The organism is Methylobacterium sp. Leaf113, assembly GCF_001423325.1.
GTDB lineage: Bacteria > Pseudomonadota > Alphaproteobacteria > Rhizobiales > Beijerinckiaceae > Methylobacterium.
In genome coordinates this window covers 73,863-97,822 of record NZ_LMNJ01000045.1, presented here as the reverse complement: position 1 = coordinate 97,822, position 23,960 = coordinate 73,863, and the positions used below count along the sequence as shown (strand labels likewise).

Annotated in this window: 18 protein-coding genes; 6 read left to right on the top strand and 12 right to left on the bottom strand. The window is 70.2% G+C overall.

The genetic code is table 11. The features are described from left to right. Window positions 1-55: 55 nt before the first annotated feature. The gene (locus ASF60_RS18615) at window positions 56-403 is read left to right on the top strand and encodes a DUF6460 domain-containing protein (RefSeq protein ID WP_056188512.1); all 348 of its coding nucleotides are present in this window, start codon (window positions 56-58) and stop codon (window positions 401-403) included. A 93-nt stretch (window positions 404-496) separates the two neighbouring features. Here the strand turns inward: ASF60_RS18615 and ASF60_RS18610 are convergent, their stop codons facing one another. The 6 genes from ASF60_RS18610 to ASF60_RS18585 form a co-directional block, all read right to left on the bottom strand. Next, a complete protein-coding gene (locus tag ASF60_RS18610) occupies window positions 497-1,159 on the bottom strand; it encodes a L,D-transpeptidase (RefSeq protein WP_056188509.1) in 663 nt (220 codons plus the stop codon). 193 nt (window positions 1,160-1,352) lie between these two features. Continuing rightward, entirely contained in the window at window positions 1,353-2,231 is an 879-nt protein-coding gene (nadC, locus tag ASF60_RS18605) for a carboxylating nicotinate-nucleotide diphosphorylase (RefSeq protein ID WP_056188506.1), read from the bottom strand. A gap of 69 nt (window positions 2,232-2,300) precedes the next feature. Next, on the bottom strand, window positions 2,301-3,845 hold the full coding sequence (locus ASF60_RS18600; protein ID WP_056188503.1) for an L-aspartate oxidase: 1,545 nt from the start codon (window positions 3,843-3,845) through the stop codon (window positions 2,301-2,303). Further along, complete coding sequence (gene nadA, locus ASF60_RS18595; RefSeq protein ID WP_244478503.1) at window positions 3,842-4,903, bottom strand: quinolinate synthase NadA; 1,062 nt, start codon at window positions 4,901-4,903, stop codon at window positions 3,842-3,844. Before nadA ends, ASF60_RS18600 begins: the two co-directional genes overlap by 4 nt. Before the next feature lie 151 nt (window positions 4,904-5,054). Next, the gene (locus ASF60_RS18590) at window positions 5,055-6,053 is read right to left on the bottom strand and encodes an NUDIX hydrolase (protein WP_056188500.1); all 999 of its coding nucleotides are present in this window, start codon (window positions 6,051-6,053) and stop codon (window positions 5,055-5,057) included. 125 nt (window positions 6,054-6,178) lie between these two features. After that, complete coding sequence (locus ASF60_RS18585; protein WP_056188496.1) at window positions 6,179-6,742, bottom strand: sugar O-acetyltransferase; 564 nt, start codon at window positions 6,740-6,742, stop codon at window positions 6,179-6,181. A gap of 143 nt (window positions 6,743-6,885) precedes the next feature. On the opposite strand from ASF60_RS18585, the gene thiE reads away from it, so the two are divergent. The 3 genes from thiE to ASF60_RS18570 all read left to right on the top strand — a co-directional run bounded on the left by thiE (window position 6,886) and on the right by ASF60_RS18570 (window position 9,156). Then, complete coding sequence (gene thiE / locus ASF60_RS18580) at window positions 6,886-7,596, top strand: thiamine phosphate synthase (protein ID WP_056188941.1); 711 nt, start codon at window positions 6,886-6,888, stop codon at window positions 7,594-7,596. A gap of 25 nt (window positions 7,597-7,621) precedes the next feature. Further along, window positions 7,622-8,428, top strand: a complete 807-nt coding sequence (gene thiD / locus ASF60_RS18575) for a bifunctional hydroxymethylpyrimidine kinase/phosphomethylpyrimidine kinase (RefSeq protein WP_056188493.1) — start codon at window positions 7,622-7,624, stop codon at window positions 8,426-8,428. Window positions 8,429-8,526: 98 nt separating this feature from the next. Next, complete coding sequence (locus ASF60_RS18570; RefSeq protein ID WP_056188490.1) at window positions 8,527-9,156, top strand: helix-turn-helix domain-containing protein; 630 nt, start codon at window positions 8,527-8,529, stop codon at window positions 9,154-9,156. Window positions 9,157-9,186: 30 nt separating this feature from the next. Here ASF60_RS18570 and ASF60_RS18565 read toward each other — a convergent pair whose 3' ends face one another. From ASF60_RS18565 to ASF60_RS18545, 5 genes are all read right to left on the bottom strand, one after another. After that, on the bottom strand, window positions 9,187-9,807 hold the full coding sequence (locus ASF60_RS18565) for an ABC-type transport auxiliary lipoprotein family protein (RefSeq protein ID WP_056188488.1): 621 nt from the start codon (window positions 9,805-9,807) through the stop codon (window positions 9,187-9,189). Between the two features lie 110 nt (window positions 9,808-9,917). Next, window positions 9,918-11,000, bottom strand: coding sequence for an MlaD family protein (locus ASF60_RS18560; RefSeq protein ID WP_056188485.1), 1,083 nt, complete (start codon window positions 10,998-11,000; stop codon window positions 9,918-9,920). 68 nt (window positions 11,001-11,068) lie between these two features. After that, entirely contained in the window at window positions 11,069-11,791 is a 723-nt protein-coding gene (locus tag ASF60_RS18555) for an ABC transporter ATP-binding protein (protein WP_348528145.1), read from the bottom strand. Window positions 11,792-11,927: 136 nt separating this feature from the next. Further along, window positions 11,928-13,037, bottom strand: a complete 1,110-nt coding sequence (locus tag ASF60_RS18550) for an ABC transporter permease (protein WP_244477034.1) — start codon at window positions 13,035-13,037, stop codon at window positions 11,928-11,930. 88 nt (window positions 13,038-13,125) lie between these two features. Continuing rightward, entirely contained in the window at window positions 13,126-14,373 is a 1,248-nt protein-coding gene (locus ASF60_RS18545; RefSeq protein WP_082504209.1) for an MFS transporter, read from the bottom strand. 149 nt (window positions 14,374-14,522) lie between these two features. On the opposite strand from ASF60_RS18545, the gene ASF60_RS18540 reads away from it, so the two are divergent. After that, entirely contained in the window at window positions 14,523-15,707 is a 1,185-nt protein-coding gene (locus ASF60_RS18540; protein ID WP_056188479.1) for a hypothetical protein, read from the top strand. Between the two features lie 81 nt (window positions 15,708-15,788). Continuing rightward, the gene (locus ASF60_RS18535) at window positions 15,789-16,241 is read left to right on the top strand and encodes a DUF1489 family protein (RefSeq protein ID WP_056188475.1); all 453 of its coding nucleotides are present in this window, start codon (window positions 15,789-15,791) and stop codon (window positions 16,239-16,241) included. A 94-nt stretch (window positions 16,242-16,335) separates the two neighbouring features. On the opposite strand, the gene ASF60_RS18530 is transcribed toward ASF60_RS18535, so the two are convergent. Further along, the gene (locus ASF60_RS18530; protein WP_056188472.1) at window positions 16,336-23,946 is read right to left on the bottom strand and encodes a hypothetical protein; all 7,611 of its coding nucleotides are present in this window, start codon (window positions 23,944-23,946) and stop codon (window positions 16,336-16,338) included. Window positions 23,947-23,960: the final 14 nt, after the last annotated feature.

Below are 23,960 nucleotides of genomic sequence, written 5' to 3'. Positions count from 1 at the left end.
CCGCCGGCTTCCCCGCGTTGGACAGGCGGCACAGCCCCGTCTCAGGACAGACCGCATGACCCTCGACCACGATCCACGGCGCCCGCCGCCCTATCCGGGGCAGCCCTATGCCGGCGCGCCTTTCCCGGCGCACGACCGACGCTCGGCTGTGCGGCGCTTCCTCGGCGGCTCACCGGCGGCCGTGTTCCTGAAGCTGCTGTTCCTGTCCGTCCTGGTCGGTGCCGTGATGGCGATGCTCGGCGTCACGCCCGGCCTGCTGTTCTGGCACGCCTACGACGCGATGCGCCGCCTGATCGACCTCGGGCTCGACACCTTCCACGATTTCGGACGCTGGATCCTGGCGGGAGCGGTGGTGGTGGTGCCGCTCTGGCTCCTGTCGCGCTTCTTCGCGGTCTCGAAATAGGCTGGGCCGGCGCGTGAACGAAACAGGGGCCGGCGTTTCCGCCGACCCCTCGTTCCACCGAGCCCGTGAAAGGTCGCTGACGACCGGAGTCGATCAGCGCTGGACGATGACCTTCGCGCCGACCTTGGCGCGGGTGTAGAGGTCGGCCACGTCGTCGTTGGTCATGCGGATGCAGCCCGACGACACGGCGGTGCCGATGGTCTCCGGCTCGTTCGAGCCGTGGATGCGGTAGATCGAGTTGCCGAGATACATGGCGCGGGCGCCGAGCGGGTTCTCGATGCCGCCCTTCATGAAGCGCGGCAGATCGGGGCGGCGACGCAGCATCTCCGACGGCGGGCGCCAATCCGGCCACTCGCGCTTCATCGTGATGGTCTGAACGCCACCCCAGGTGAAGCCCGGACGGCCGACGCCAACGCCGTAGCGCAGGGCCTTGCCGTCACCCAGCACGTAGTACAGGCGGCGCTCGGCGGTGGAGACCACGATGGTGCCGGGCGCGTAGCTGCCGGCGAAGGCGACTTCCTCGCGCTGGATGGCCGACATCTGCGGCACCGCCGAAGCCGGGCTCATCGGGTCGGCAGGCAGGGAGGCGTTGGCGGTCGGCAGGGCGACGGGCTCGTTCTGTGGACGCACCCGGATCACCAGGGCGTTGTCGAGCGGCTGCCGGGTCAGGGGGTCGATCTCGTAGGCGGCAGCGGGCGACGCCCACGCGCCCAGCGCGCAGACGAGCCCGGTCAGGGCGGGGGCGAAACGGCGCATCGGAGCCTCTCGAAGGCGAACGAAATCTATGGAAACGATCTGGAAAACTTGACGCACGCTACGGCGCGAAGTGTGCCCAAGACGTAAACGCTCACGCTTCAAAGCCAAGCTCTATTCGCACCGCAACGACGCTTGCGCGCGCGTCGTGATTTCATGGCAACACCGTGGCGTCGTTGCTGCTGCGCGAGGTGGCTCAGGCGGCGTCCAGGCCCAGATCGATGATCGGTGCGCTGTGGGTGATCCAGCCGCAGGAGATCAGGTCGACGCCCGACGCCGCGACCGCCCCGACGGTGTCGCGGTTGATCCGGCCGGACGCCTCGGCGATGGCCCGCCCGTCGATCATCGCCACGGCCTCGGCCAGTTGCTGCGGCGTCATGTTGTCGAGGAGCACCGCATCGGCGCCGACCGAGAGCGCCTGGGCCAACTGTTCCAGGGTGTCGACCTCGACCTCGATCTTGACCAGATGGCCCGCATAGGCCCGCGCCCGCTCGATGGCCGGGACGATCCCGCCGGCCACCGCCACGTGATTGTCCTTGATCAGCACCGCATCGTCGAGGCCGTAGCGGTGGTTAGAGCCGCCCCCGGCGCGGACTGCGTGCTTCTCCAGCGCCCGGAGCCCCGGCGTGGTCTTACGGGTGCAGACGATGCGCGCCTTGCCGTGGGGGCGGGCCGCTTCGACGAGCGACGCGGTGGCGGTGGCGACACCCGACATCCGGCACAGGAGGTTCAGGGCGACCCGTTCCGCCGTCAGGATGGCCCGGGCCGGACCGGCGAGGCGGATCACCACATCGCCCGGCTTCACCCGCGCGCCGTCGCCGCGCTCGACGCTGACCGATACGCTCGGATCGATCAGCCCGAAGGCGATCGTCGCCGCATCGACGCCGGAGATGACGCCATCCTGGCGCGCCGCGATGACGCCTTCCAGCCGCGCGCTGGCCGGGACGATCGCGTCCGTGGTGATGTCGCCCGCCCGGCCGAGGTCTTCGAGCAGGGCCGCCCGGACGATGGGCTCCACCATGATGTGGGGCAGGGGCACGAGGTTGGTGCGGGCGGGGTTGGTGCGGTCGGGCATGATCCAGCTTCCGAAGAGGGGAACGAAGCGCGCGGCCGCCGCTTCGTGGCAGGGCGGAGCGCGCCGGTGTCAGGCGGCGACGACGTCCCGGCCCGGTTCGAGGGCGTCCGCCATCGCCCAGAGGTCCGATAACGACATCTCCGTGTGCGCCGGCGCCACCTGCTGGGGATGATCGCTGCGCCAATGCGCGCCGCGGCTTTCCCGCCGCGACAAGGCGGAAGCCGCGATCGCGAGGCCCGTCAGGGCCGCGTCGCAACCGGCCCTGGCCGCGAGCGCGAGATGGCGGACCGCCTCGGTGAGCCCGTCCGCGTCGCGCACGACGCCGGCCTGACGCTCCAGGATGCGGCGCAGAGCCTCACGATCCGAGTCGAGACGCCGCTCCATCGGTTCGGCGCGGGCATAACCCGGCGCCGCCACACCGGAGACCGCCTCGGCGATCCACGGCGCGAACGCCATCGCTTCGAGGAGGGAGTTGCTGGCCAGCCGATTGGCGCCGTGCAGCCCCGTCGAGGCGACCTCGCCGCAGGCGAACAGCCCCGCTACGGAGCTGGCGCCGCTTCCGTTCACCTTCACGCCGCCCATATGGTAGTGGGCGGCCGGTCGGACCGGAATCGCCTGTGTCCGCGGGTCGATGCCGGCCTCGGCGCAGAGGCCGGCCACGGTGGGGAACCGCAGCGGCATCCGGGCGCCGAGGTCGCCCCGGCAATCGAGGAACACCCGGGCGCCTCGGGCCAGGGCCTGGAAGATGCCGCGCGCCACGACGTCCCGGGGCGCGAGATCGCCGCCGGCGATACCCGCCATCACGGGCGCGCCGGTCTCGTCGATCAGGCTGGCGCCCTCGCCGCGCAGGGCTTCCGTCGCCAACGGCATGGGATCGGCGCCGGTGGCGATGGCGGTGGGGTGGAACTGCACGAACTCCATGTCGCGCAGAATCGCCCCGGCCCGGGCCGCCAGGGCGAGGCCGCGCCCGGTGGCTCCCCGTGGATTGGTGGTCGAGGCATAGAGCGCGCCGACGCCGCCGGTCGCCAGAACCACGGCGCGTCCCGGCAGGGCGAAACGCGCGCCGTCGCGTTCGCAGATCACACCGGCCACGGCCCCGGACGAATCCCGCATCAGATCGCGGGCCGAGGCCACCAGGACGGAGATGGACGCTGTCCGGCCGACCGCGCGCACCAGGGTCTCGAGCACGATCCGACCGGTGGAATCGCCACCCGCCCGCACGATGCGGCGCCGGGAATGGGCCGCTTCGAGTCCGAGGGCGAGGGCGCCGGCGGCATCCCGATCGAACGGCGCCGCCAGTGCGACCAGCCAGGCGATCAGGCCGGGGCCGGCGGCGGCCACGCGCAGAGCCACGTCGGATTCCGTCAGTCCGGCGCCCGCCGCGACCGTATCCGCCGCATGGAGAGCCGGCGCGTCGTCATCGCCCATGGCGGCGGCGATGCCCCCCTGGGCCCAGCCCGTCGCGGTGCCGATCCCCAGGGGAGCGGCGGTGACGAGCGTGACGGGGCGCGGCGCGAGGCGCAGCGCCGTGGCGAGACCGGCGATCCCGGCGCCGACCACGATGATCCGGTCCGAGGCCGGCAGCGTGAAGGAGAACGGGGCGTGCGCGTTCATCGCGTCCGCACCGCGAGCATGCGTTCCACCGCCATCCGGGCGCGCTCGGCGAGTTCGGGCTCCACCGTGACCTCGTGCGTCATGGTCTCCAGGGCGTGGCGGATGTTCTTGAGGCTCATGCGCTTCATGTGCGGACACAGGTTGCAGGGCTTGATGAACTCGATGTCGGGATTGGCCGCCGCGATGTTGTCGCCCATCGAGCACTCGGTCACGAGCACGACCTGCTTGGGGCGCTTCTCCAGCACGAAGTTCATCATCATCGCGGTGGAGCCGGAGAAATCAGCCTCGGCGACGACCTCGGGCGGACATTCCGGGTGGGTGATGACGGTGACGCCCGGATAGTTCTCGCGCACCTCGCGGATGTCGGCGGGCGTGAACTGCTCGTGCACCTCGCAATGGCCGGCCCAGGTCAGGATCTCGATCTCGGGGACCATCGCCTGGACGTTCTGGGCCAGGAACTCGTCCGGGATCATCAGCACGCGCGGTGCGTTCAGCGAGCGCACCACCTCGACCGCGTTGCCGGAGGTGCAGCACAGGTCGGATTCCGCCTTCACGGCCGCCGAGGTGTTGACGTAGGTCACGATCGGAACGCCGGGGTACTGGGCGCGGAGGCCGCGCACATCGGCTGCCGTGATCGAATCGGCCAGCGAGCAGCCGGCGCGCGTATCGGGAATGAGGACGGTCTTGCCGGGGTTCAGAAGCTTGGCCGTCTCCGCCATGAAGTGCACACCGGCGAGCACGATCACGTCGGCGTCGACCGTCACCGCCTCGCGGGCGAGCGCCAGGCTGTCGCCGACGATGTCGGACACCGTGTGGAAGATCTCCGGCGCCTGATAGTTGTGGGCCAGGATGACGGCGTTGCGGGTCTTCTTCAGTTCGAGGATCGCGGTGACATCCTCGGCCAGGGCCGGCCACTCGATCGCCGGGATATGACGGCTTACGCGGGCGTAGATGTCCGGCAGTGGGAAGCCGGCGGGGAGAGGTTGATTCGCAGGAACGCCCTGGCTCCCAGGAAGCCCCTGGAAAGTCGGCGTGATCGGGAGACTGGTCGCTGCCATTGCGCGTCCTCACTTATGCTCAATCTGAGCATTGTGCCGACTAACGTAGGCGGCGCCGGACCCGTTGTCCAGATATGCAGGGTTTGAGCATAACGTTTTTGCGGCGCGAAAATGACGCTGCACTGCAAATGTCATTGCGGCCTGTCGGGGGTCAGGCGGGGCGACGAACCGCGCGTAGACGGAACCCGGGGGCGGGGCGTTCGAGCAGGACTTCCCTCCGGAAGCGCACCAATCGGGCGGGTCGACCGGTCGCCCCGCTGGTGATCGCGTCCGTCTCTTCGACGAGTCCCTGCTGGGCCACGAGCCGTCGGAAATTCTGCTTGTGCAGGTTCGTGCCGGACAGGGCCTCGACGGTCCGTTGAAGCTGGAACAGGGTGAAGGTGGGCGGCATCAGCTCGAACACCACGGGTCGATACTTGATCTTGCCGCGCAAGCGCCCGATGGCCGTGGCCAGCACCCGGCGATGATCGAGGGCCATGGGCTGGCCCGTCGTTCTCCGGTCCCCGTCCTGCGCCTCGCCGGACTGGCCCTGGGCTTCCGGGATCAGCCCGGCCTCGAACAGGAGTTCGTAGCGCTCCAGCACGCGCTCTTCGTTCCAGGTGCCGCCGCACAGCCCGAAGGTCAGGGCGAGCCGGTCCTCGCGCCGGCGGCGCAACTTCGGATCGGTGGCCGTTTCCATCCAGGCCAGGAGCTTGGCCTCGATTTCGCCGAGCGATTCGGGACGGCCCTCCCGCCAATCCTCCCACGGCAGGTAGCGGTACCAGTTCCGCCAGGACGCCTCGGCCAGGCCCCCGGGGCGGACCTCGCGCACCAGGGCGAGATAGGCGACCGAGAGCGAGTGCAGTCCCCCGGCATCGTCCCCCTGCCGGTCGCGGTCTCCGAAGGTGTAGAGTTGCTCGACATAGCCGAGCCGCTGATGCGTCTGCCGCTCGACCCAGGCCCGCAGGCCACGCTCCAAAGTCGGGTGTTCCGGCACGAGCGGCCCCGCCGGCAGCCCATCGGAGCGGCCCTTCGCCTGCCCGCCGACCTGGACGGTGAGGGCGCGCGGTTCGCCATCGGTGGCCGCGATGATGACGGCCACCAGTCCCACGGCCGACGGATTGGAAAGAGCCCCCTCCTGGTGCCGCTGGGTCTCCTCCGCCGTGGTCACGCCGTCCGATCCTCGCCCGATCCGATTGGTCCGCAGTGCTCATCGCATATCGGGGACGCGTGATGAACGTGGAAAATCGACCGCGGACGGGCGGTCCCTGCGTGACCGGCCTTCGAGGACAGGATTCAGCCCTGAGGGCCGGGGAGCGCGCGGGCCGGGTTCCCGACGACGGTCGCACCCGGCGCGACGTCGCGGGTCACCACGCTGCCGGCCCCGACGATGGCGTGGTCGCCCACCGTGATCCCCGGCAGGATGATCGCGCCGCCGCCGATCCAGACGTTGCGACCGATCCGGATCGGCCGGGCGAACTCCAGGCCGGCTTCACGCGGACCCGGCTCCCGCGGGTGATCGGGCGTGAGGATCTGGACACCGGGACCGATCTGCGTGCGGTCGCCGATGCTGACGGGCGCGCAATCCAGGATGACGCAGCCGAAATTGAGAAACACATGCGCGCCGAGGCTGATGTGCAGCCCGTAATCGCAGTGGAACGGCGGACGGATCACCGCGCCCTCACCGACGGCGGCGAGGCGTTCGCGCAGGAGATCGCGTCGTATGGCGGGCGTTTCGGCGAGCGCCGCGTTGTAGCGCTGCATCCACGCCTTGCAGGCATGAGCGTCGGCGTGAAGCTCCGCGTCGTCCGGGTCGTAGATCTCTCCGGCCAGCATCTTCTGCTTCTGGGTTCGGCTCATGCGCGGATGCATCTCCAAGTCAGGCAGGATTGAACGCCAGCTGCGACGGAAAGGCTCCGCATCGCGGTGGGACCCCAGAGCTTCCGATGATCCGGTCCCGGTCCTACAATGCGGCATCGAGCGATGAAACGAGGACTCTCAGCGTGATCGGACGGGACGAAGCCATCGGCCGGGGGCGGCCGGTCGACCTGCGCCTCTACGGCCTTCTCGATACGGGGGTGTCCGGGCTGGATGGTTCGCGGCTGGCGGCGATGGCGGCCGAGGCGGTGCAGGGTGGCTGCACCCTGCTCCAGTACCGGGAGAAGGCGATCGGGGATGCGCGCGCGGCCCTGGCCCGCATCCGGGCGATCCATGCGGCCCTCACCGGATCGGGCGTGCCGCTCCTCGTCAACGACCGCATCGATCTGGCGCTCGCCGCCGGGGTCGAAGGCGTGCATCTCGGCCAGAGCGACCTCCATCCGGCCGACGCACGCCGCCTGCTCGGGGGCGACGCGCTGATCGGCCTGACGCTGAAGACCGGCAATCAGGCCGACGAACTCTACCGCCTGCCCGTCGACTATGCCTGCATCGGCGGGGTCTTCGCCACGACGAGCAAGGACAATCCCGATGCCCCGGTGGGCCTCGACGGCCTCACCCGCATCGTGTTTCGCGCTCGGCTCGCCCGCGGCGCCGCCTTCCCGCTCGGCGCGATCGCGGGCATCGACGCCGGCAACGTGGCATCGGTGATCGCGGCCGGTGCCGATGGCATCGCGGTCATTTCCGCCCTGTTCGCGCGCGAGTCCATCGCCGACGAGGCCCGCCATCTTCGCAGCCGGGTCGATTCCGCTCTCGCCGCCCGCGGCGTGGCAGCCTAAGCTCCGCCGGCGCCGAGGACAGACCATGACACCCATTGCCGTCACCATCGCGGGATCGGATTCGAGCGGCGGCGCCGGCATCCAGGCCGACCTCAAGACCTTTGCGGCCCTGCGCGTCTACGGCGCCAGCGTGATCACCGCCCTGACGGCGCAGAACACACGCGGGGTCCAGGCGATCCACGACGTGCCGGCGGACTTCGTCGCGGCGCAGATCGACAGCGTCTTCTCGGACCTCGCCGTGGGTGCGGTGAAGATCGGGATGCTGTCGCAGGTCGCGACCATCGAGGCGGTGGCGGCCGGTCTCGCCCGCCATGCGGGATCGATCCCGATCGTCCTCGACCCCGTGATGGTCGCCACCTCCGGCGACCGGCTGATCTCCGAGGCGGCGGTGGAGGCCCTGCGCCGGCACCTTCTTCCCCTGGCCGACCTCGTCACGCCGAATCTGCCCGAGACCGCGACCCTGATCGCCGAGCCCGATGCGACGAGCGAGAACGCGGCCGTCGCCCAGGGCCGTCGCCTTCTGGCGCTGGGCGCCCGCGCCGTCCTGGTGAAGGGTGGACACGGCGACGGCGACGAGAGCGTCGATCACCTCATGGGCGCCGACGGGACGCTCCGTCGCTTCGCGGCCCCGCGCATCCGGACCCGAAATACCCACGGCACCGGCTGCACCCTGTCCTCCGCCGTGGCGGCGGGGCTTGCCCGCAGGCTGTCGATGGTGGAGGCGGTCGCCGAGGCCAAGCGCTACGTCTCCGCCGCGATCGCGGCTGCGGACGGGGTCGCGATCGGACACGGGCACGGCCCGGTTCATCATTTCCACGCGGTATGGCGATAGCTTAAGCCTCGCGCGACCCTTGCGCCGACCCGCCGTTTGCGTTTGAAGTACCGTACAAGCGTCCGGTTAACGGAACGGGTGCGCGGAAGTCAGGGACAATGGACGACCAGTTGACGACGCCCGAGCGCGGGCGGCAGCGCGATATCCTCACCGGTGCGCAAGTGCTCTCGGGCCAGCTCGGCAAGACGATCCAGCGCCTGCGCAAGGCCTACAACCTGTCGCTGTCCGAATTGGCCGAGCAATCCGGCGTCGCGAAATCGATTATCAGCCAGATCGAGCGCAACGAGACCAACCCGACCCTGGCGACGATCTGGCGCCTGAGCCAGGCCCTCGACGTGTCGATCGAGCGGGTTCTGGCGACCAGCGACGAGGAACCCTTCATCGAGAAGACCTCGCGGGCCGATACGCCGATCCTGGTCTCCGACGACGGCAAGGTCCGCCTCGCCATCATCGGTTGGATCAAGACCGTCGAGTGGCTGCAATGGTACGACGTCGCCGCCGATTTCGGCGGCGTGCTCGATTCCGATCCGCACCAGCGCGGCTCGGTGGAATCCCTGACCGTGACGGCGGGACAGTTCGAGGTGGAGGTCGCCGGAACCGTCCAGCGGGCGCGCGCCGGCGAGACCCTGCGCTATCGCTGCGACCGTCCCCACACGGTCCGCTGCATCGGACCCGAGCCCGGCAAGGCGATCATGGTGGTGATCATGAAGGCCGCCGTGATGGAGTGATCGGGCGTACGACGAGGCGCCGAGATCGCCTCAGCGTCCCGAATTCACCCAGGCGACCATATCGGCGAGCACCCGCGCCAGGGCCGCATCGAGGCCGACGGCCGCATTCGCCGCGTCGACCTTCGACACCGGCAGGCGTGCGGTGAAGATGCGGGCGGCCACCACCTTGCCAGTGCCCTCGGCGATGATCTTGGCGGAGATGTCGACCACGGCCTCGCCCGAACCGGCGGCGATGTCGAAGGCCCGGATCTCGCTGATCAGCTGATACTCGGCCGTGATCTTGTCGCCGGGCCGGCTCACCGATTTCAGACGCCCCGAATTCTCCAGGCTCTGGATCAGGCGAGCCTGGATCAGGCGTGGCAGGCGATCGGCCCATTGGCCGCCGCCCAGGAACGACAGGGCCCCCCCCGGCTCGCGCACGATGATGCGATCCGCCTCGAAGGGCTGGAGGCCGGTCGGCTCCGTCACGACGAACGAGCGCGCGGTCCCGCCAACGCGTCCATTCGGGGGCAGAGCGGCGAGGTCGAAGGTGAGCGGCACGGCGCCGCCTCCGCACCCACCGAGACCGGCCGCCAGAAGCATCACGGCGAGCAGGCCGCGGGCCTGCGCGGGCGCCGCCCTGAAGCCCCTTGCCGTGTTGGTGATCGACATACGCATTCTGGAAAACCCATCGCTGCGCTGGAGCGCGGCGTGGCGGTAAACTAACCTAGCGCAGGATTGGTGGCGTGTGGCGCAGCACCGTCGGCTGCGGAAAACGCCGATCACCGGTTGCCGTTGTATTCCGGCAACGATGGCTTTCCGCCGAAGATCACCTGCGAAGGGTCGCGCTCGAGGCTCTTCACCGTTCGGTTCAGGGTGTTGAGCGTCCGCTGGCCATCGGTCGACAGGGCCTCGACCTCGCGCCGTCCCGTCCCGCTCAGGCGATTGAAGCTGGTGGCGATGTTGGAGGTGCGCTTATCGAGGTTCTCGGACAGCGTGCGGAACGCGCGTCCCGCATCGCGAACCGAGATCGCGGCCTCGCGCACTTCGGTGAAGGTGCTGGTCCCGGCGGAGCCCGAGGCCGAACCGAGGAAGCCTTCCGCGCCCTTGAGCACCGCGTCGACGCGATCCGCCGACGCGTTGAGCTTGGCGGCCAGGGAACGGGCGTCCTTCAGGGCCGCTTCGATGTCGCCGCTGCCGGCGGCGAGCGCGCCGGTGAACCGGTCGGTGTTGTCGATGACGCGATTGAGCTTCTGGCCGTCGATCGCCTTGACGAGGCCGCTGACGGCGGGTCCTGCATCCGCCAGCGTCTTCGAGAAGGCCTCGACATTGGCCAGGGTACGGTTGATCGCGCCCTCGTTGCCGGCCACCACCTTGTCGAGGCGCTGGAGCACGTCGTCGGCGCGTTGCGCGATCTGCTTGGCCGCCGCCATCATGTCCTGGATGTCGGAGCTGTCGGCGAAGATCGTCGGGATCTGATCGCCCGAGCCCGGCGTAAGGGCCGGCGCATCGGCGTTGCCGCCGGAAAGTGAGATCGTCGAGACGCCGGTCAGCATCGCCGAGTCGAGGCGCGCGCGGGTGTCGGCACGCAGGGGCGTGGTCCGCTCGACCTCCACGATGGCGACGACGCGGCGCGGGTCTTGCGGCAGAAGCCGCACATCGGTGACCTCGCCGACCTTGATGCCGTTGAAGGCCACGGTCGAACCCTTGGCGAGGCCTCCGACGCTGCCGGAGAAGACGATACGCACGGCCTGACGGACCTGGCTGCGGGAACCGCCCTGGAGCCAGAACACGAAGCCGAAGGCCGCCACCAGCACCGCGAGGGTGAAGGCGCCGATGAGGGCGTAGTTCGCGCGAGTCTCCATCGGATCAACGATACCTTGGCGGGATGGGTCTGATGCGGTGCGAGGCCACACGCCGCGCGTCGCTGGTCTCAGGCGGGCGCATGATGCGGACCCTTGGTGACGACGGCACGTCCGCGTTTGCCATGAAAGTAGGAGCGCAACCAGGGATGGTCGCTCTCCAGCATCTCCTCAATGGTCCCCTGCGCGATGATCTGCCCATCGCCGAGGGCCGCGATGCGATCGCAGGCGGTGTAGAGGCTGTCGAGATCGTGGGTGACCATGAACACCGTCAGCCCGAGGGTCTGCTTCAGCGTCGCGACGAGTTCGTCGAACTCGCCGGCACCGATCGGGTCGAGCCCGGAGGTCGGCTCGTCGAGGAACAGGATCTCGGGGTCGAGGGCCAGGGAGCGCGCGAGGGCGGCACGCTTGATCATGCCGCCGGAGAGTTCGGACGGCAGCTTGTCGGCCGCATCCGGCTTCAATCCGACCATCTCGATCTTGAGGCGGGCGAATTCGTCCAGCAGGCGCTCGGACAGGTCCAGGTGCTCGCGCATCGGCATCTGGATGTTCTGCTTCACGGTCAGGGCCGAGAACAGGGCGCCTTGCTGAAACAGCACGCCCCAGCGCTGCTCGATCTGCCGCCTGCGGGCCACGGTCAGGCCATCCATGTCCTCGCCGAACACCTCGATGGTGCCGGCCCGCTTCGGAACCAGCCCCAGGATCGTCCGTGTCAGGACCGACTTGCCCTGGCCCGACGGCCCGACGAAGCCCAGGATCTCGCCGCGCCGGATGTCGAGGTCGAGGCCCTTCATCACGATCTTGCTGCCGAAGCCCACGACGAGGTCGCGGACCCGGATGATCGGCTCGGGCGCGGCGGCGCTCGCCGTGGCGGGACTGGCCGTCCTGACGTTTGCCGGCGCGTGGGGGGCGGAAGCGGTCTGCATGGCCTCAGAAATCGATCGCGGCGAAGAAGACGGCAAACAGTCCATCGAGGACGATGACCATGAAGATAGACTTGACGACTGAGGCCGTGACGTGGCGCCCCAGAGACTCGGCCGAACCCTCCACGGCGAAACCCTCGATCGTCGCAATGATCCCGATGATGAGAGCCATGAACGGGGCCTTGATCAGCCCGACGGCGACGTGATGGAGCGACACGGCCGCCTGCAGGCGGGCCAGGAAGGCGTCCACGGTCATGCCGCCATAGAGGGAGGCCGTCAGGCCGCCGCCGGCCAGCGCCGCGAGTGACGCCAGGAAGGTGAGGATCGGCAGGCCGATGACCAGGGCGAGGATGCGTGGCACGATCAGGATCTCGATCGGGTCGAGCCCCATGACCCGCAGGGCATCGACCTCCTCGCGCATCCGCATCGAGCCGATCTCGGCCGTGAAGGCCGAGCCCGACCGGCCCGCCACCATGATCGAGGTGAGGAGCACGCCGAGTTCGCGCAGGATGAGCAGCCCGATCAGGTTCACCACGAAGCTCTGGGCTCCGAAGCGCTGCAACTGAAAGATGCCTTGCTGCGCGACGATGCCGCCCACGAGGAACGAGATCAGTACGATGATCGGCACGCCCCGGAAGGCGACCTGTTCGATCTGATTGATCAGCGCGGTGCCACGGAAGGTGCCGGGACGCGCGGCGACGCGGATGCAGGCGAGCACGACCTCGCCGAAGAAGGCGAGACCGGTGACGAGGTCCGACTTGGCGCCGACGACCCGCCGGCCGAGATCGTCCAGGAATCCGGCGATGCGCCCGCGCGACGCCGGGGCGGGCTCGGCGACCGGGAGCTTCACTTCGCTGAGGAGGATACGATGTTCCGGTGCGGCCCCGGCATAGGCGACATGTCCGCCCGCGGCCTCGACTTCGGCCCGGGTCCGTTCGAGCACCCACGCGCCCAGCGTGTCGAGACGTGCCACACGGCTCAGGTCTATGAGCAAGGTGATGCCCGGGGCGCTGGCGGCGATGCGGGCCGCTGCCCGTTCCACGGCCGCACCCTGGTCGGCGGTCCAACGTCCGGACAGGCCGATATGCCCGTTCTCGAGGAACGCGGCGTCGGCCACTTCCGGATTGGTCCTGATCTCGGCTCTACCCAATGACGCCGCACTCCCATGCCGCGATCATCTATCACCGCGTACGGTTACCGGACGGTCAAGGTTGATCCCGCGATCCGGTGTGCTGGCCCACAAACGTGGTGGTGTGAAGGCCGAAAGCGCGGGCGGATCGCGCGGCGCGTGCCACGAGGCACAAGCCGAGTCCGGCCAGCGGGGCCATCAGCGCGAAGGTGAGCGGGCCGCCTCCAGCCTGATAGGCGACCCCCGTCATCAGCGTGGCGGAGGCCGAGGCGAGGGCGCCGGCCGAGCTCACCGTGCCCTGCGCCCGGCCGCGCGCTCCGTCCGGTGCGAACCGGGACACCGCCGCCATGGCGCCGAGCTGGGTCGCCCCGAAGGTGAGGCCGTGCAGCATCTGCAGGACGATCACCGGCCCGAGCCGGTCGCCGAACCAGGCGAGGCCGAGCGCGCGCACCAGCGCGGCCCCGCCCCCAAGGGCGAGAAGGACGAACGGGTTGCGCCAGCGCGCCGGAAGGCGGCCGATCAGCGCGAACAGCACGATCTCCGATGCCACGCCGATCGCCCAGAGCGTGCCGATCCAGGCCGTCGAGATGCCGTGGGTCGTCCAGTGGATGCTCCCGAACGCATAGATCGCCGCATGGCTCGATTGGATCAGCGCGGCGGCCCCGATGGACAGCCACAGCACGCCGGGTAGGCGCGGGCGGCCACCGTCCGGGTGAGGCGGCGGCGTCGGTGGAGCATCGACACGCGCCAGCACCACGACCGCGGCGGCGATCAGCGCCAGGACGGTGAGCAGGAGCGGGACCGCCAGGCGCTCGCCCAGCGCCCCGAGGGCGGCACCGCCCGCGAAGTTCGCCAGCAGGAAGCCGATCGAGCCGGCCATGCGGATGCGGGCATATTCGAGGTGCCGGCTCCGCCGCACCGCGCTCAAGGTCAGGTAATCGATACTCGGCACCAGCGGCGCCGCCGCCACGGCATTGAGCGCGATCAGGAGCGCGAGCAAAGGCCATCCGATCGCTGCCCCCGCCGGCATCAGCACGTAGGTCGCCGCCAGGACGAGGCTCCCGACCAGGAGGATGCGAGGGGCCGCGATGCCCCGGTCGATGAGACCCACCAGCGGCGCGGTCGAGACGATGCGGATCGCGATCGGCAGAGCGAGCAGGGCGCCGATGACGGTGGGGTCGAGCCCGAGGGCGTTCAGCCAGACCGGCATGAACGGCATGGCGATGCCGATCTCCACGAAGACGACGGCGTACAGGACCGAGAGCCGGGCGGCGTTCGGCTCCGGATGGGCCTGGCGGGTGTCGGCAGAGGCGGTGTCGGACAAGTCGACCGGATCGGGGCGAGGGGGCCTGTGGATACGTCGCGTCAGGCGGAAGCTGCGTAAAGCCGGCGTTAAAACGATCCTGTCAACCTGCGGTGGCTTTGACCCAGGCACCACGTGCCGGTCACAGCACCGGCAAGGACGAGTGCTTGATGTCGAGTTCCCAATCGCTGACGTCGATCGACGTCTCCGAATACGACCGTATCGAAGCGGCGATGACCGAGAGCGAGCGTGGGCGCTGGTTTCTCGACGCCTACCTGCGCCGCAACCGCACCAGCGACACCGGAATTCTCCTCGACGCCATCGCCCGGCTCGAGGCTGCCGTGACCAGCGACCGGGACACCAGCCAGATCGGCCGGGTCCGCGGCGACCTGATGGACATGGCCCATGCCATCGCCCGCACGAAAGCCGAGATCGCGGCGATCAAGTCGCCCGATCAGGACCAGAGCAGCCTGGGCGGGGCTTCGGCGGCCCTCGACGCCATCGTGCGCTCCACCGAGCGGGCGACCTCGGACATCCTGAGTGCCGCCGAGAACGTCCAGGAAACCGCCTGGAACCTGCGCGAATCCGGCTCCGACGCAGCGGCCTGCGACGAACTCGACCGGCGGGCCACCGCGATCTACACCGCCTGCTCGTTCCAGGATCTCACGGCTCAGCGCATCGCCCGCGTCATCCACACATTGCGGTATCTGGAGGAACGCCTCGCCGCCATGATGGCGATCTGGGGCGATGCGCTCGATCCGGTGCCGACGGCGCCCGGCGGCTCCGCGACACCGGAGGTTCCGGCCGATCTCTGTCAGAGCGATGTCGACCGCTATATCGCGATGGACACCTCCGCCGCAGAACCGAGGGCGTCGACCCCCGTACCTCTGCCGGATGGACCGATGGCGGACGACATCGTCTTCCTGGAGGTGACCGATGCCGTGATGGAGCCCGACCGGGAGCCGGATGCGGTGGAGGTGCCCGATCTGGAAGCCTCCGATCTGGAAGCCCCCGATCTTGAATCCTCCGATCTGAATGCCTTCGAAGCGGACGCTCCCGAGATGGATGCTTCCGAAGGAGACGCTCCCGACGTGGATGCCTCGGGTCTCAGTACTGCGCTTCCCGAAGCCGCCGCCTCGTTCGACAAGCCCCTCGATGCCGATGAGGGGCGCGGCGACGCGCAGATCCGGCCGGACGCGGAAGACCAGCCGCAAGTCGCATCGGTCGACGATGTGGCCGACCGGATGAGCCCCCCCACGGTTCAGGTCTCGGAGAAGGCCCAAACCGATATCGCCACGGCCTTCGCCGAGATCGACGCGCTCACCGATGACGAGAAGCGGGCGCTGTTCTCCTAATCCGGAGAGGCTCGAGCGACGCGGCGTCGCGCGCCCCAACCAGCGCGCGCCTCGAAACCGGATGGCTGGTACAACGCCGCCATGGCCGCCCCTCAAACCCTCCACCTGCTGAAACTCTGCGTCGGCCCCGCCAGCATCGCGGAACTGGAAGCGCGGATCGCACATCATCGCGAAGACGCGCTGCGCCAGGGGCGTGATCCATCGCCGGTGCATACCACCCGGATGGTGCCGACCCGGGCCACCGACATCGCCGGACGCGGCTCGATCTACTGGGTGATCAAGGGGACGTTGCTGTGCCGGCAATCGGTCACCGCCATCACGCCGTTCACCGATGCGGACGGCATCGGCCGGTGTCGGCTGGTCCTCGAGCCCGCCGTAACCGCCGTCGCGCCACGGCCGTGCCGGCCGTTCCAGGGCTGGCGCTATCTGAAGGCCGAAGACGCGCCTGCGGACCTCGATGCCGGCACCGCCGGGGGCCTCGCCGAGATGCCCGAACCCCTGCGCCGTGAGCTTGCGAGCCTCGGCCTCATCTGAAGGCCGCATCCCGGTTCCCGGCTCGGAAAACGGAAACCCCCACCGTCCCGGAGGAGGGTGGGGGCTGCCGCTCTCGGCCGTGCCTGATCGGGGCTCAGGCCCCGTCGAAGCGCCCGCTGGCATGGGCCAGCATGGTGTAGACCTTGCCGGTCTCCGAGGTGAGGTAGGCATCGGCCCGCGACGAGTCGCGGTCGTTCTTCGAGACATCCCCGAGCAGGCGCTCGAACTCGCCCACGTAGCGATCCACCGTGCGCCGGAAATCCGCGTCGCCGGCGTAGCGGCGACGGACCTCCTCGAAGGTCTGCCGACCCTGCGCCGTGTAGATGCGGCGGTCGAACAGGTTCGGCTCACCCCGGCGATAGCGCTCCCACAGGTCCACCGCGGTCTGGTGGTCGATCATCTTGGCGATGTCGCTGGAGATCGTCTCCAGGGCGGTCCGGCCGCGCTCGGCCGCATTCTTCTGCGCCTCGCCCTGCGGGGTCGGCGTCGCCTTCACGGTGGGGCTTTGCGAGCCCAGCCCTTGCGTGCCGAGCCCTTGGGTGCCGAGCCCTTGCGCGTCCGTCTCCGGGTCCGCGTCGTCGTCGAGGGAGGCGCGCGTCAGCAGGTCGGAGAGCCAGCCGCGGTTCTCGGACCCCCGCGCATCCGGGCGTGGGGCGGTGCCGGGACGAAGCACTTCACCGGTCCGGGACGCCGGGGCGGAGACGACGTTGATCGACTGGCCGGGACGAGAGGCGGGCGCCGGCTTCGCCGGGGCCGGGGCCGGCGCAGACGCCTTGGCCGGCGCGACCTTGGTGGGCGCGGACTTGGCCGGCGCGATCTTGACCGGTGCGGACTCGGCCGAGACGGGCGCCGGGGCCTCGGGGCGTCGCGGCTCCGAGACTTTCGGTGCGACCGCATCCACCGCCCGCCCCGAGCTCTGCACCAGGGTGGACAGCTCGGTCAGGGCCTTGAGCTGCTCGGAGACCACGCGGCGCATCGCGCCGGTCGCCTCCTGCGTGTCGCGCGGGATCTCGAGGACGCCGCGCTGGAGATCGGCACGAGTCGCGTCGAGCTCGCGCCGGATCTCGGCCGCCATCTCGCGCAGGCCCGAGACCGACTCGCCGAAGCGGCTGGAGGCCGTCTCCAGGACGGTCATCATCTGCTGCGAGGCCGCCTCGATCGCGGTCCGCACGGCCTGGGCCGTCCGCTCGCTCTCGGTGTCGGCTCCGGCACGCAGGCCTTCGAAGGCCTGGGTGACGGTGGCGCCGGCGCCGGTCGCGGTCTCGGACAGGCTGGCCCCGAGGGCCTTCGTGCGCGCCTCGGCCGACCGAAGGGTCTGGCCGATCAGGGCGTCGAAGCGCGCGGTCTGCTCTTCCAAGCTCCCGGAGCGCTCCTCGATGCGCGACAGCACATCGGTGATGGCGCGCTCGCGCTCGGCGAGACGATCGCCCAGGCGCCCCTCGACGCTCTCGAGTTCGCCGGTGGCGCCCTTCAGCTGGCCCGCAGCACCTTCGAGCTGGCCGACGGCCTGACGCAGGATCCCGGCCTGGTTGCGGCCGATCTCGTTGAGCGCGCGACCCCGATCGTCGAGGGATGCGGTCAGCTCCGCCGCATCCTGCAGCGCCCCTTCGGCGACCGCCTTGAGCTGCGCGACCTGCTCGGCCACGCCGGTGCTGGCGCGCTCGGTCTCGCTGGCGATCGCCGAAAGCCCTTCGCGGATGTCGGCGATGCGACCCGACAGGCCCGCCTCGATCCGCCCAAGGTTTTCACCCGTTCCGGCCAGCAATTCCCTGAGGCCGTCATTCGCCCCGTCGATCCGCTCCAGGACCTTGTAGAGGTCGCCGCGCATCTGATCGTTGGCGTTGGTGAGCGCCGCGATCGCCCGCGCCGCGCCGCCGTCGATGGCCGACAGCAGGGCCTCGGCGGAGGCCCGGGACTGGGCCGCCAGGGCGTCTGTCCGCTCGCGGATGGCTGCGACCAGCGGGGCGCCGCTCTCGTTCAGGGCCCGCTCGATGGCGTCGCCGCGCAGGGTCAGAGCCTCGGCCAGCTGCGCCGCCGGCCCGTCCACGATCTCGCGCAGGCGCTCCGACTGGTCGGTGAGCGCGGTGACGACGGCCTTGCCGCGTCCGTCCAAGGTGTCGAGGAGAGCTCCGCCGCCCTCCTCGATGGCGCGCGTGATCGTCTCGGCGCTCTCGGCCAGACGCCGGGCGAGAGACTGCCCGCGGGCTTCGACCAGACCCGCCAGCGCCGTCGAGCGCCGGTCGAACGCCTCCGTCATGGCGCCGGTGCGGCTGTCGAGCAGGGACGCCACGGCCTCGTTGCGCTGATCGAGCGTCGCGGCCAGGGCCTGACTGTGGGCTTCGGCCAGGGTGGCGTGACGCGCGACACGCTCGTCGAGCGCCGTGAGCATCGCCGCGGTGCGCTCGTCGACCAGGGTCGCATAGGCATCTTGGCGATCGTCGAAGGCCGAGGCCAGGGCGTCGCCGCGCGAGGCGACGAGGGTCGCAAACACCTTCATCCGGCTGTCGATGCGGCTGGTGAAGGCGTCGGCGCGGCTGTCGACCGCTTCCACCAGGGCATTGCCCTGCGTGTCGATGGTGCGGGAGAGTTCGGTGGCCCGGGCTTCCACGAGGGCATCGAGGGCCGACAGGCGCTCGTCGAACAGCGTGGCGAGGGCGCGACCGCGGATCTCGGCCTGCTCCGCGAGACCGTCCGCCCGATGCTCCACAGTCTCGTCGAGGGTCCGCAACTGCGTATCGAACACCGAGGCCAGGTGCCGGACCCGCTCGTCGACCCGGTCGGTGAGCGTGCCGGTACGACCGTCCACGACCTGCGCGAGCGTGGTGAGGCGCTCGTCGAGGATCGCCACGAGAGTCCGGGTCCGGTCGTCCGTCTGGGCCACCAGGGAGGTCGCCCGATCCTCGACCAGATGGTCGAGATTGCGCAGCCGCTCCTCGAACAGCGAGACGAGGGTGTGGGTGAGGGCTTCGGCCTGCTGGCGCAGAGCGCGCGCCCGCTCGTCGACGAGCTGATCGAGGTGCTCGACCCGCGTGTCCATGAGCGAGACCAGCGCCTTGGCGCGGGCATCGACCTCGTCCGACAACGTGCCGGTGCGATGGTCGACCAGTCGGTCGAGGGCGCCGATCCGCTCGTCGAACAGCGTCGTCAGGCCGCGCGTCCGGGCCTCGACCCGATCGGTCAAAGCGTCCGTGCGGGTGTCGACCACCGAATCGAGGGTGCTCAGAACCTCGTCGAACAGGCTGCGCAGGCCGTGGGTCCGCGCGTCCAGGGCCTGATTCAGATGGGCGCCGCGACCGCCGATGATCTCATCCAGGGCGCCGATGCGCTCGGCGAGGAGATTGGCGAGGATCTCGGTCCGGTTCTCCAGGGTCTCGGTGAGGGTCGCGCCGCGGTGGTCGACGAGCTGGCCGAGAATGTTGATGCGATGGTCGAACAGGTTGGCCAGGGCCCGCGTCCGCTCGTCCACGGCCTGTGCCATCTCCCCGCTGCGGCGATCGGTGAGTTCGTCCAGGGCACCGATGCGCTGGTCGAAGGTCTCCGCCAGCGCCCGTGTGCGCGCCTCGACGGCGTCGGACAGAGTGCCGCCACGGCGATCCACCACTTCGTCGAGGTGTTCGATGCGCTCCTCGAAGAGCGTGGCCAGGGCCTGGGTGCGGGCCTCCACGGCCTCGGCCGCGCTGCCGAGGCTCGCCGTGATGGTGTCGACCAGGGCGCGGCCACGCTGATCGAGCGTGTCGTGCAGCGGAGTGAGGCGGTCGCTGAAGCTGGAGCCCAGGCTGTTGGCGTGGGTGTCGAGCAGAGCGCGGATCTCGCCGGTCCGGTCGTCGAGGAGCTGGTGAACGGTGCGAACGCCCTCGTCGAGCAGCGAACTGATGTCGAGGGTGCGGCGATCCAGGGTCGAGCCGAGGCGGCCTTCGCCGTCGGTGAGCTGGCGATCCGCCTCCGCCACCATCTCGCGCAGGCGGGCCAGGATCGACTCGCCGCGCTGCTCCAGCACCTCGCCGAGCGAGTTGCTGCCGAGATCGAACAGGCGCGCCAGTTCGGTGATCCGGCCGCCGAGGGCGCCGAACACGGCCCGGCCCTTCTCGTCGAGCTCCGAGCCCATCGCCGCCGTACGGGCGTCGATGAGGCGGACGAGTTCGTCGGCGCGCTCGGCGAAGGCCTGGCGGATGGCGCCGGCCTGGGTGTCGAGGGCCGTGTTGGCGCCGTCGGTCCGGGCGACGATCATGTCCACGAGTTCGCGGGTGCGGTTGGCGAGATCCTCGTCCACGGCCCGGGTACGGCTCTCGATCAGGCGGATCGCTTCGAAGGCCTGCGCCCCGAAGGATTCCTCGATCAGGCGGCTGCGCTCTTCGAGCGCGGTACCGATCGCCTCCAGGCGCCCGAGCACGCCGGCATCGAAGCGTCCGGCCCCCTCGTCGAGGCGGCGGGACAATTCGAGGGTCTGCTCGTCGAGGCGGCGGGCGATCTCGGCGGAGCGCTCGCCGAGCACGTCGCCGAGATCGGCGCTGCGCTGCGCGAGATCGAGCGCCATGGTGTCGGCGCGGGCATCGAGGGTCTGGACGAGGTCGCGGCCGCTCTCGACCATGACGCGCGCCATCTCGGCGGTGCGCACGATCAGCGCTTCGTTGAGGGCCGTGGCGCGGCCGCCGAGATGGCCGTCGATCTGGGCCACCAGATTGGCAAAGGTCTCGCCGATCTCGGTGGAGCGACGGTTCGAACGCTCCTCGAGGGCGCCGAGCTGGCTTTCCACGGCCGCCTGCGCTTCGCGCGTCCGCTCAGCGATGCGGTCGGCGACGGCGTTGCCCTGCACGGTGATGACGCGGTCCATCTCCTCCAGCCGCCCGGAGACGGATTCGGTGAGGGCGGCGGTGTCGCGCGAGATGCGGTCGGCGAGGATGTCGCCGCGGGCGATGGTTTCCTGAAGGGTGGCGAGCCGATCGTTGAGAACGCGGTCGATGGCCTGCACACGCGTCTCGGTGGTGTCGGCAAAGCTCGCACCGGTCTGGCTCAGCGCATCGTTGACGCGGGCTCCCTGAGCGGTGACGGCCAGCACGATGTCGCGGCCGGTATTCGCGAGCTGGGCCTGAGCCTCCTGGGCCTGGGCGGCAATCAGCGCGCCGAGGGTCTGGCCATGGCTTCCGAAGGCGGATTCGACGTCGCGAACCCGGGCGGTGAGATCGCCGCCCAGACCATCGGCCGCACGGGCGATCAGGCCGGCCGCTTCCTCGGCGCGCCGGACCAGTTCGTCGTTGACCGCGTCGAGCGTGGTCCGAAGGGCCTCGATCGAAGCCGTCGCGCGGGCGCCCACGGCGCCGCCGACGCTATCGGCGGCATGGCGCAGGAGTTCGGCCGCCTCGGCCGTCCGAGCCGCCAGATCCGCCGAGGTGGCGGAGAGTCGGTTCTCGAAGATCTGAACGGCTTCGACGGTGCGGGCTTCGAGTTCGCCCGTGGCGCTCGCCGAAGCGCGACGCAGGGCCTGCGAGGCTTCGGTCGTGCTGGCGCCGAGGGAAACGGTGGTCTCTTCGGCGCTGCGCCGGAAGGTTTCGGCGGCCTCCGAGGTCCGGCTGCCGATCTGCTCGTCGAGCGTCGCGGCGGTCGAACGCAGGCTTTCGAGGGCGCCGAGGGTCCGCGTCTCGAAGGCCTGACCGAGCCCGCTCAGGGCGCCGTCGAGAACCTCCGTCGCCTCCTGGGTCCGATGGCGGATGAGATCGCTGACCCGATCACCCGTGGCGCCGAGGGTGGCTTCCAAAGACTGCCCCTCGACGGAGACCGTCTGGTGCAGACGGTTCGCGACCGACTCGATGCGGTCGGCCAGGGCGCCGCCATGCTGGTCGAGGCCGGTGGCAATGCCTTCGACGGACCGGAGCAGGGTTTCGCGCAGGGCGTCCGCCCGCGTGCCGAAGGTCTCGACGATGGCGCTCGCCGCGAGGGCCAGCCCCGCCTGCGTGTCGCGGCCGCGCGTCTCGAACAGGTTCGAGATTTCGGAGCCATGGACCGTGATGGTCTCGTGCAGACGTTCCGCCGCCGTCTCGATGCGTCCCGCCAGGGTCCTGCCGTGATCGTCGATGCCGGACGCGATGTTCTCCACCGACCGCATCAAGTCGTCGCGCACGCCTTCTGCGCGGTTCGCGAAGGTCTCGACCACGGCACTCGCCGCCAGGGCGAGGCTGGCCTGGGCCTCGCGGCCCCGGGTCTCGATCAGGTCCGACACCTCGGTGCCCGCCGTCTCGATCTCGCTGCGCAGAGCGGCGCCACGGGCGGTGATCTCCTGAGTCAGGGCCGCGCCGGTCTCGGCGAAGCGGGCGGTGATCTCGCCGCCGGTGGTGGAGAACTGCGCCGTCAATTCGGAGCCGCGCGTGAGGAACGCGTTTTCCAGGCCGCGGGTGGATTGCTCGAAGGTCTCGCGAACCTCGCCGCCCTGGCGGTTGAGGGCTTCGATGACCTCGGAGCCGGTCTGGGCCAGGGTACGGGCGACCTGCCCGGCGTTTTCCGCCAGCGTGGTGGTGAGGATGCCGCCGGTGCGCTCGAAGGCGCGGGTGACTTCCTCGGCCCGGGTCTCCAGGGACTGGGTCAGGGCCGTGCCGACCTCCGCGAGGCTGCCGCGCACGCCCTCGCTGGTCGATGCCAGGCGCTGAACGAGATCGTCGCCACGGCCGGAGACCAGTTCGACGACGCGGTCGCCCGCCTCGCCGAGGGCCGCCGTGATCGCGTCGCCGCGCTCGCCGAGCGCCGAGGTGATCGCTTCGCCGCGCGCGTCCAGGGCGGTGGTGACCCGGTCGCCCGCGCCGTTCACCGCCGACACGATGCGCTCGGCTGCGCCGTCGAGCTCCGCCGTCAGGCTCTGATGCGTACCCGTGATGGCCCCGCGGACGCGCTCGGCATTGGCGATGATCGATTCCCGCTGGGCGATCAGCTCGTCGACCAGGGAGCGGATGCGGATCTCGTTGTCGGAATAGGCACGCTCCAGGGTGGCGATCTCGCCGCGCACCAGGGTTTCGAGCTCGCCGGCGCGCGCCAGGGCCCGCTCGACGCCGTCACCGACCGCCGCCACCTCGCGACGGACCGTCTGCGACATGGTGAGCACCGCGTCGGTGGAGAAATTCTCGGGCTCCGCGAGCCGGATCGCGACCTCGCCCACGGCGCGGGCGACGAGGCGCATTTCCTGGGCGCGGACCGCCAGCATGGCCATGATGGCGAACAGGACGACGGGGCCGACCAGCGTCGTCGCCGCAACGGCGCTCTGGATCGCGGTCAGGCCCTGGAAGAAGCCGCGCAGATCACCGCCGGACTGGCTCCAGGCGAGACCCAGCAGGCCGGCGATCCAGAGCGCTCCGGCGCCCGCCGCGACGAGGTAGGGGGCGCCCGACGGACGGACACGCAGGGTCTGTTGCAGGATGCCGATGTTCTGCCGGTCGTCGTTGGCGACCATGGAGCGGTCGGGCGGCAGCAGGCCGCCCTCCCGGCGCGGCCGGTTCCGGTCCGGCGGCGGCAGGTCGGAAGCCAGGGGCTGGTCGAGATCGAGGCGGGGCGGAGCCAGGCGTCCGGTGGGATCGCGCAAAGGATCGCCGTCGCCGACGTCGGGGAGCCGCGGCTCGACCCGCGATGCGTCGTCGCCCTGGGCGAACGCGTCGAGGTTGAGAGCCTGCTCGATCGCCGACAAAGCCGCCTCGGCCGGGTCCTTGAGCTTCTTTTCCGTGGCCATACAACGCCTCGTTA

Coding starts and splice junctions, on each gene's coding strand:
- ASF60_RS18530 (WP_056188472.1), bottom strand. CDS start 23,946: ATGGCCACGGAAAAGAAGCTCAAGGACCCGGCCGAGGCGGCTTTGTCG.
- thiD (WP_056188493.1), top strand. CDS start 7,622: ATGACACCCATTGCCGTCACCATCGCGGGATCGGATTCGAGCGGCGGC.
- ASF60_RS18600 (WP_056188503.1), bottom strand. CDS start 3,845: ATGAACGCGCACGCCCCGTTCTCCTTCACGCTGCCGGCCTCGGACCGG.
- ASF60_RS18610 (WP_056188509.1), bottom strand. CDS start 1,159: ATGCGCCGTTTCGCCCCCGCCCTGACCGGGCTCGTCTGCGCGCTGGGC.
- ASF60_RS18570 (WP_056188490.1), top strand. CDS start 8,527: ATGGACGACCAGTTGACGACGCCCGAGCGCGGGCGGCAGCGCGATATC.
- nadC (WP_056188506.1), bottom strand. CDS start 2,231: ATGCCCGACCGCACCAACCCCGCCCGCACCAACCTCGTGCCCCTGCCC.
- ASF60_RS18585 (WP_056188496.1), bottom strand. CDS start 6,742: ATGAGCCGAACCCAGAAGCAGAAGATGCTGGCCGGAGAGATCTACGAC.
- ASF60_RS18615 (WP_056188512.1), top strand. CDS start 56: ATGACCCTCGACCACGATCCACGGCGCCCGCCGCCCTATCCGGGGCAG.
- nadA (WP_244478503.1), bottom strand. CDS start 4,903: ATGGCAGCGACCAGTCTCCCGATCACGCCGACTTTCCAGGGGCTTCCT.
- ASF60_RS18535 (WP_056188475.1), top strand. CDS start 15,789: ATGGCCGCCCCTCAAACCCTCCACCTGCTGAAACTCTGCGTCGGCCCC.
- ASF60_RS18540 (WP_056188479.1), top strand. CDS start 14,523: ATGTCGAGTTCCCAATCGCTGACGTCGATCGACGTCTCCGAATACGAC.
- ASF60_RS18560 (WP_056188485.1), bottom strand. CDS start 11,000: ATGGAGACTCGCGCGAACTACGCCCTCATCGGCGCCTTCACCCTCGCG.
- ASF60_RS18555 (WP_348528145.1), bottom strand. CDS start 11,791: ATGAAGGGCCTCGACCTCGACATCCGGCGCGGCGAGATCCTGGGCTTC.
- ASF60_RS18565 (WP_056188488.1), bottom strand. CDS start 9,807: ATGTCGATCACCAACACGGCAAGGGGCTTCAGGGCGGCGCCCGCGCAG.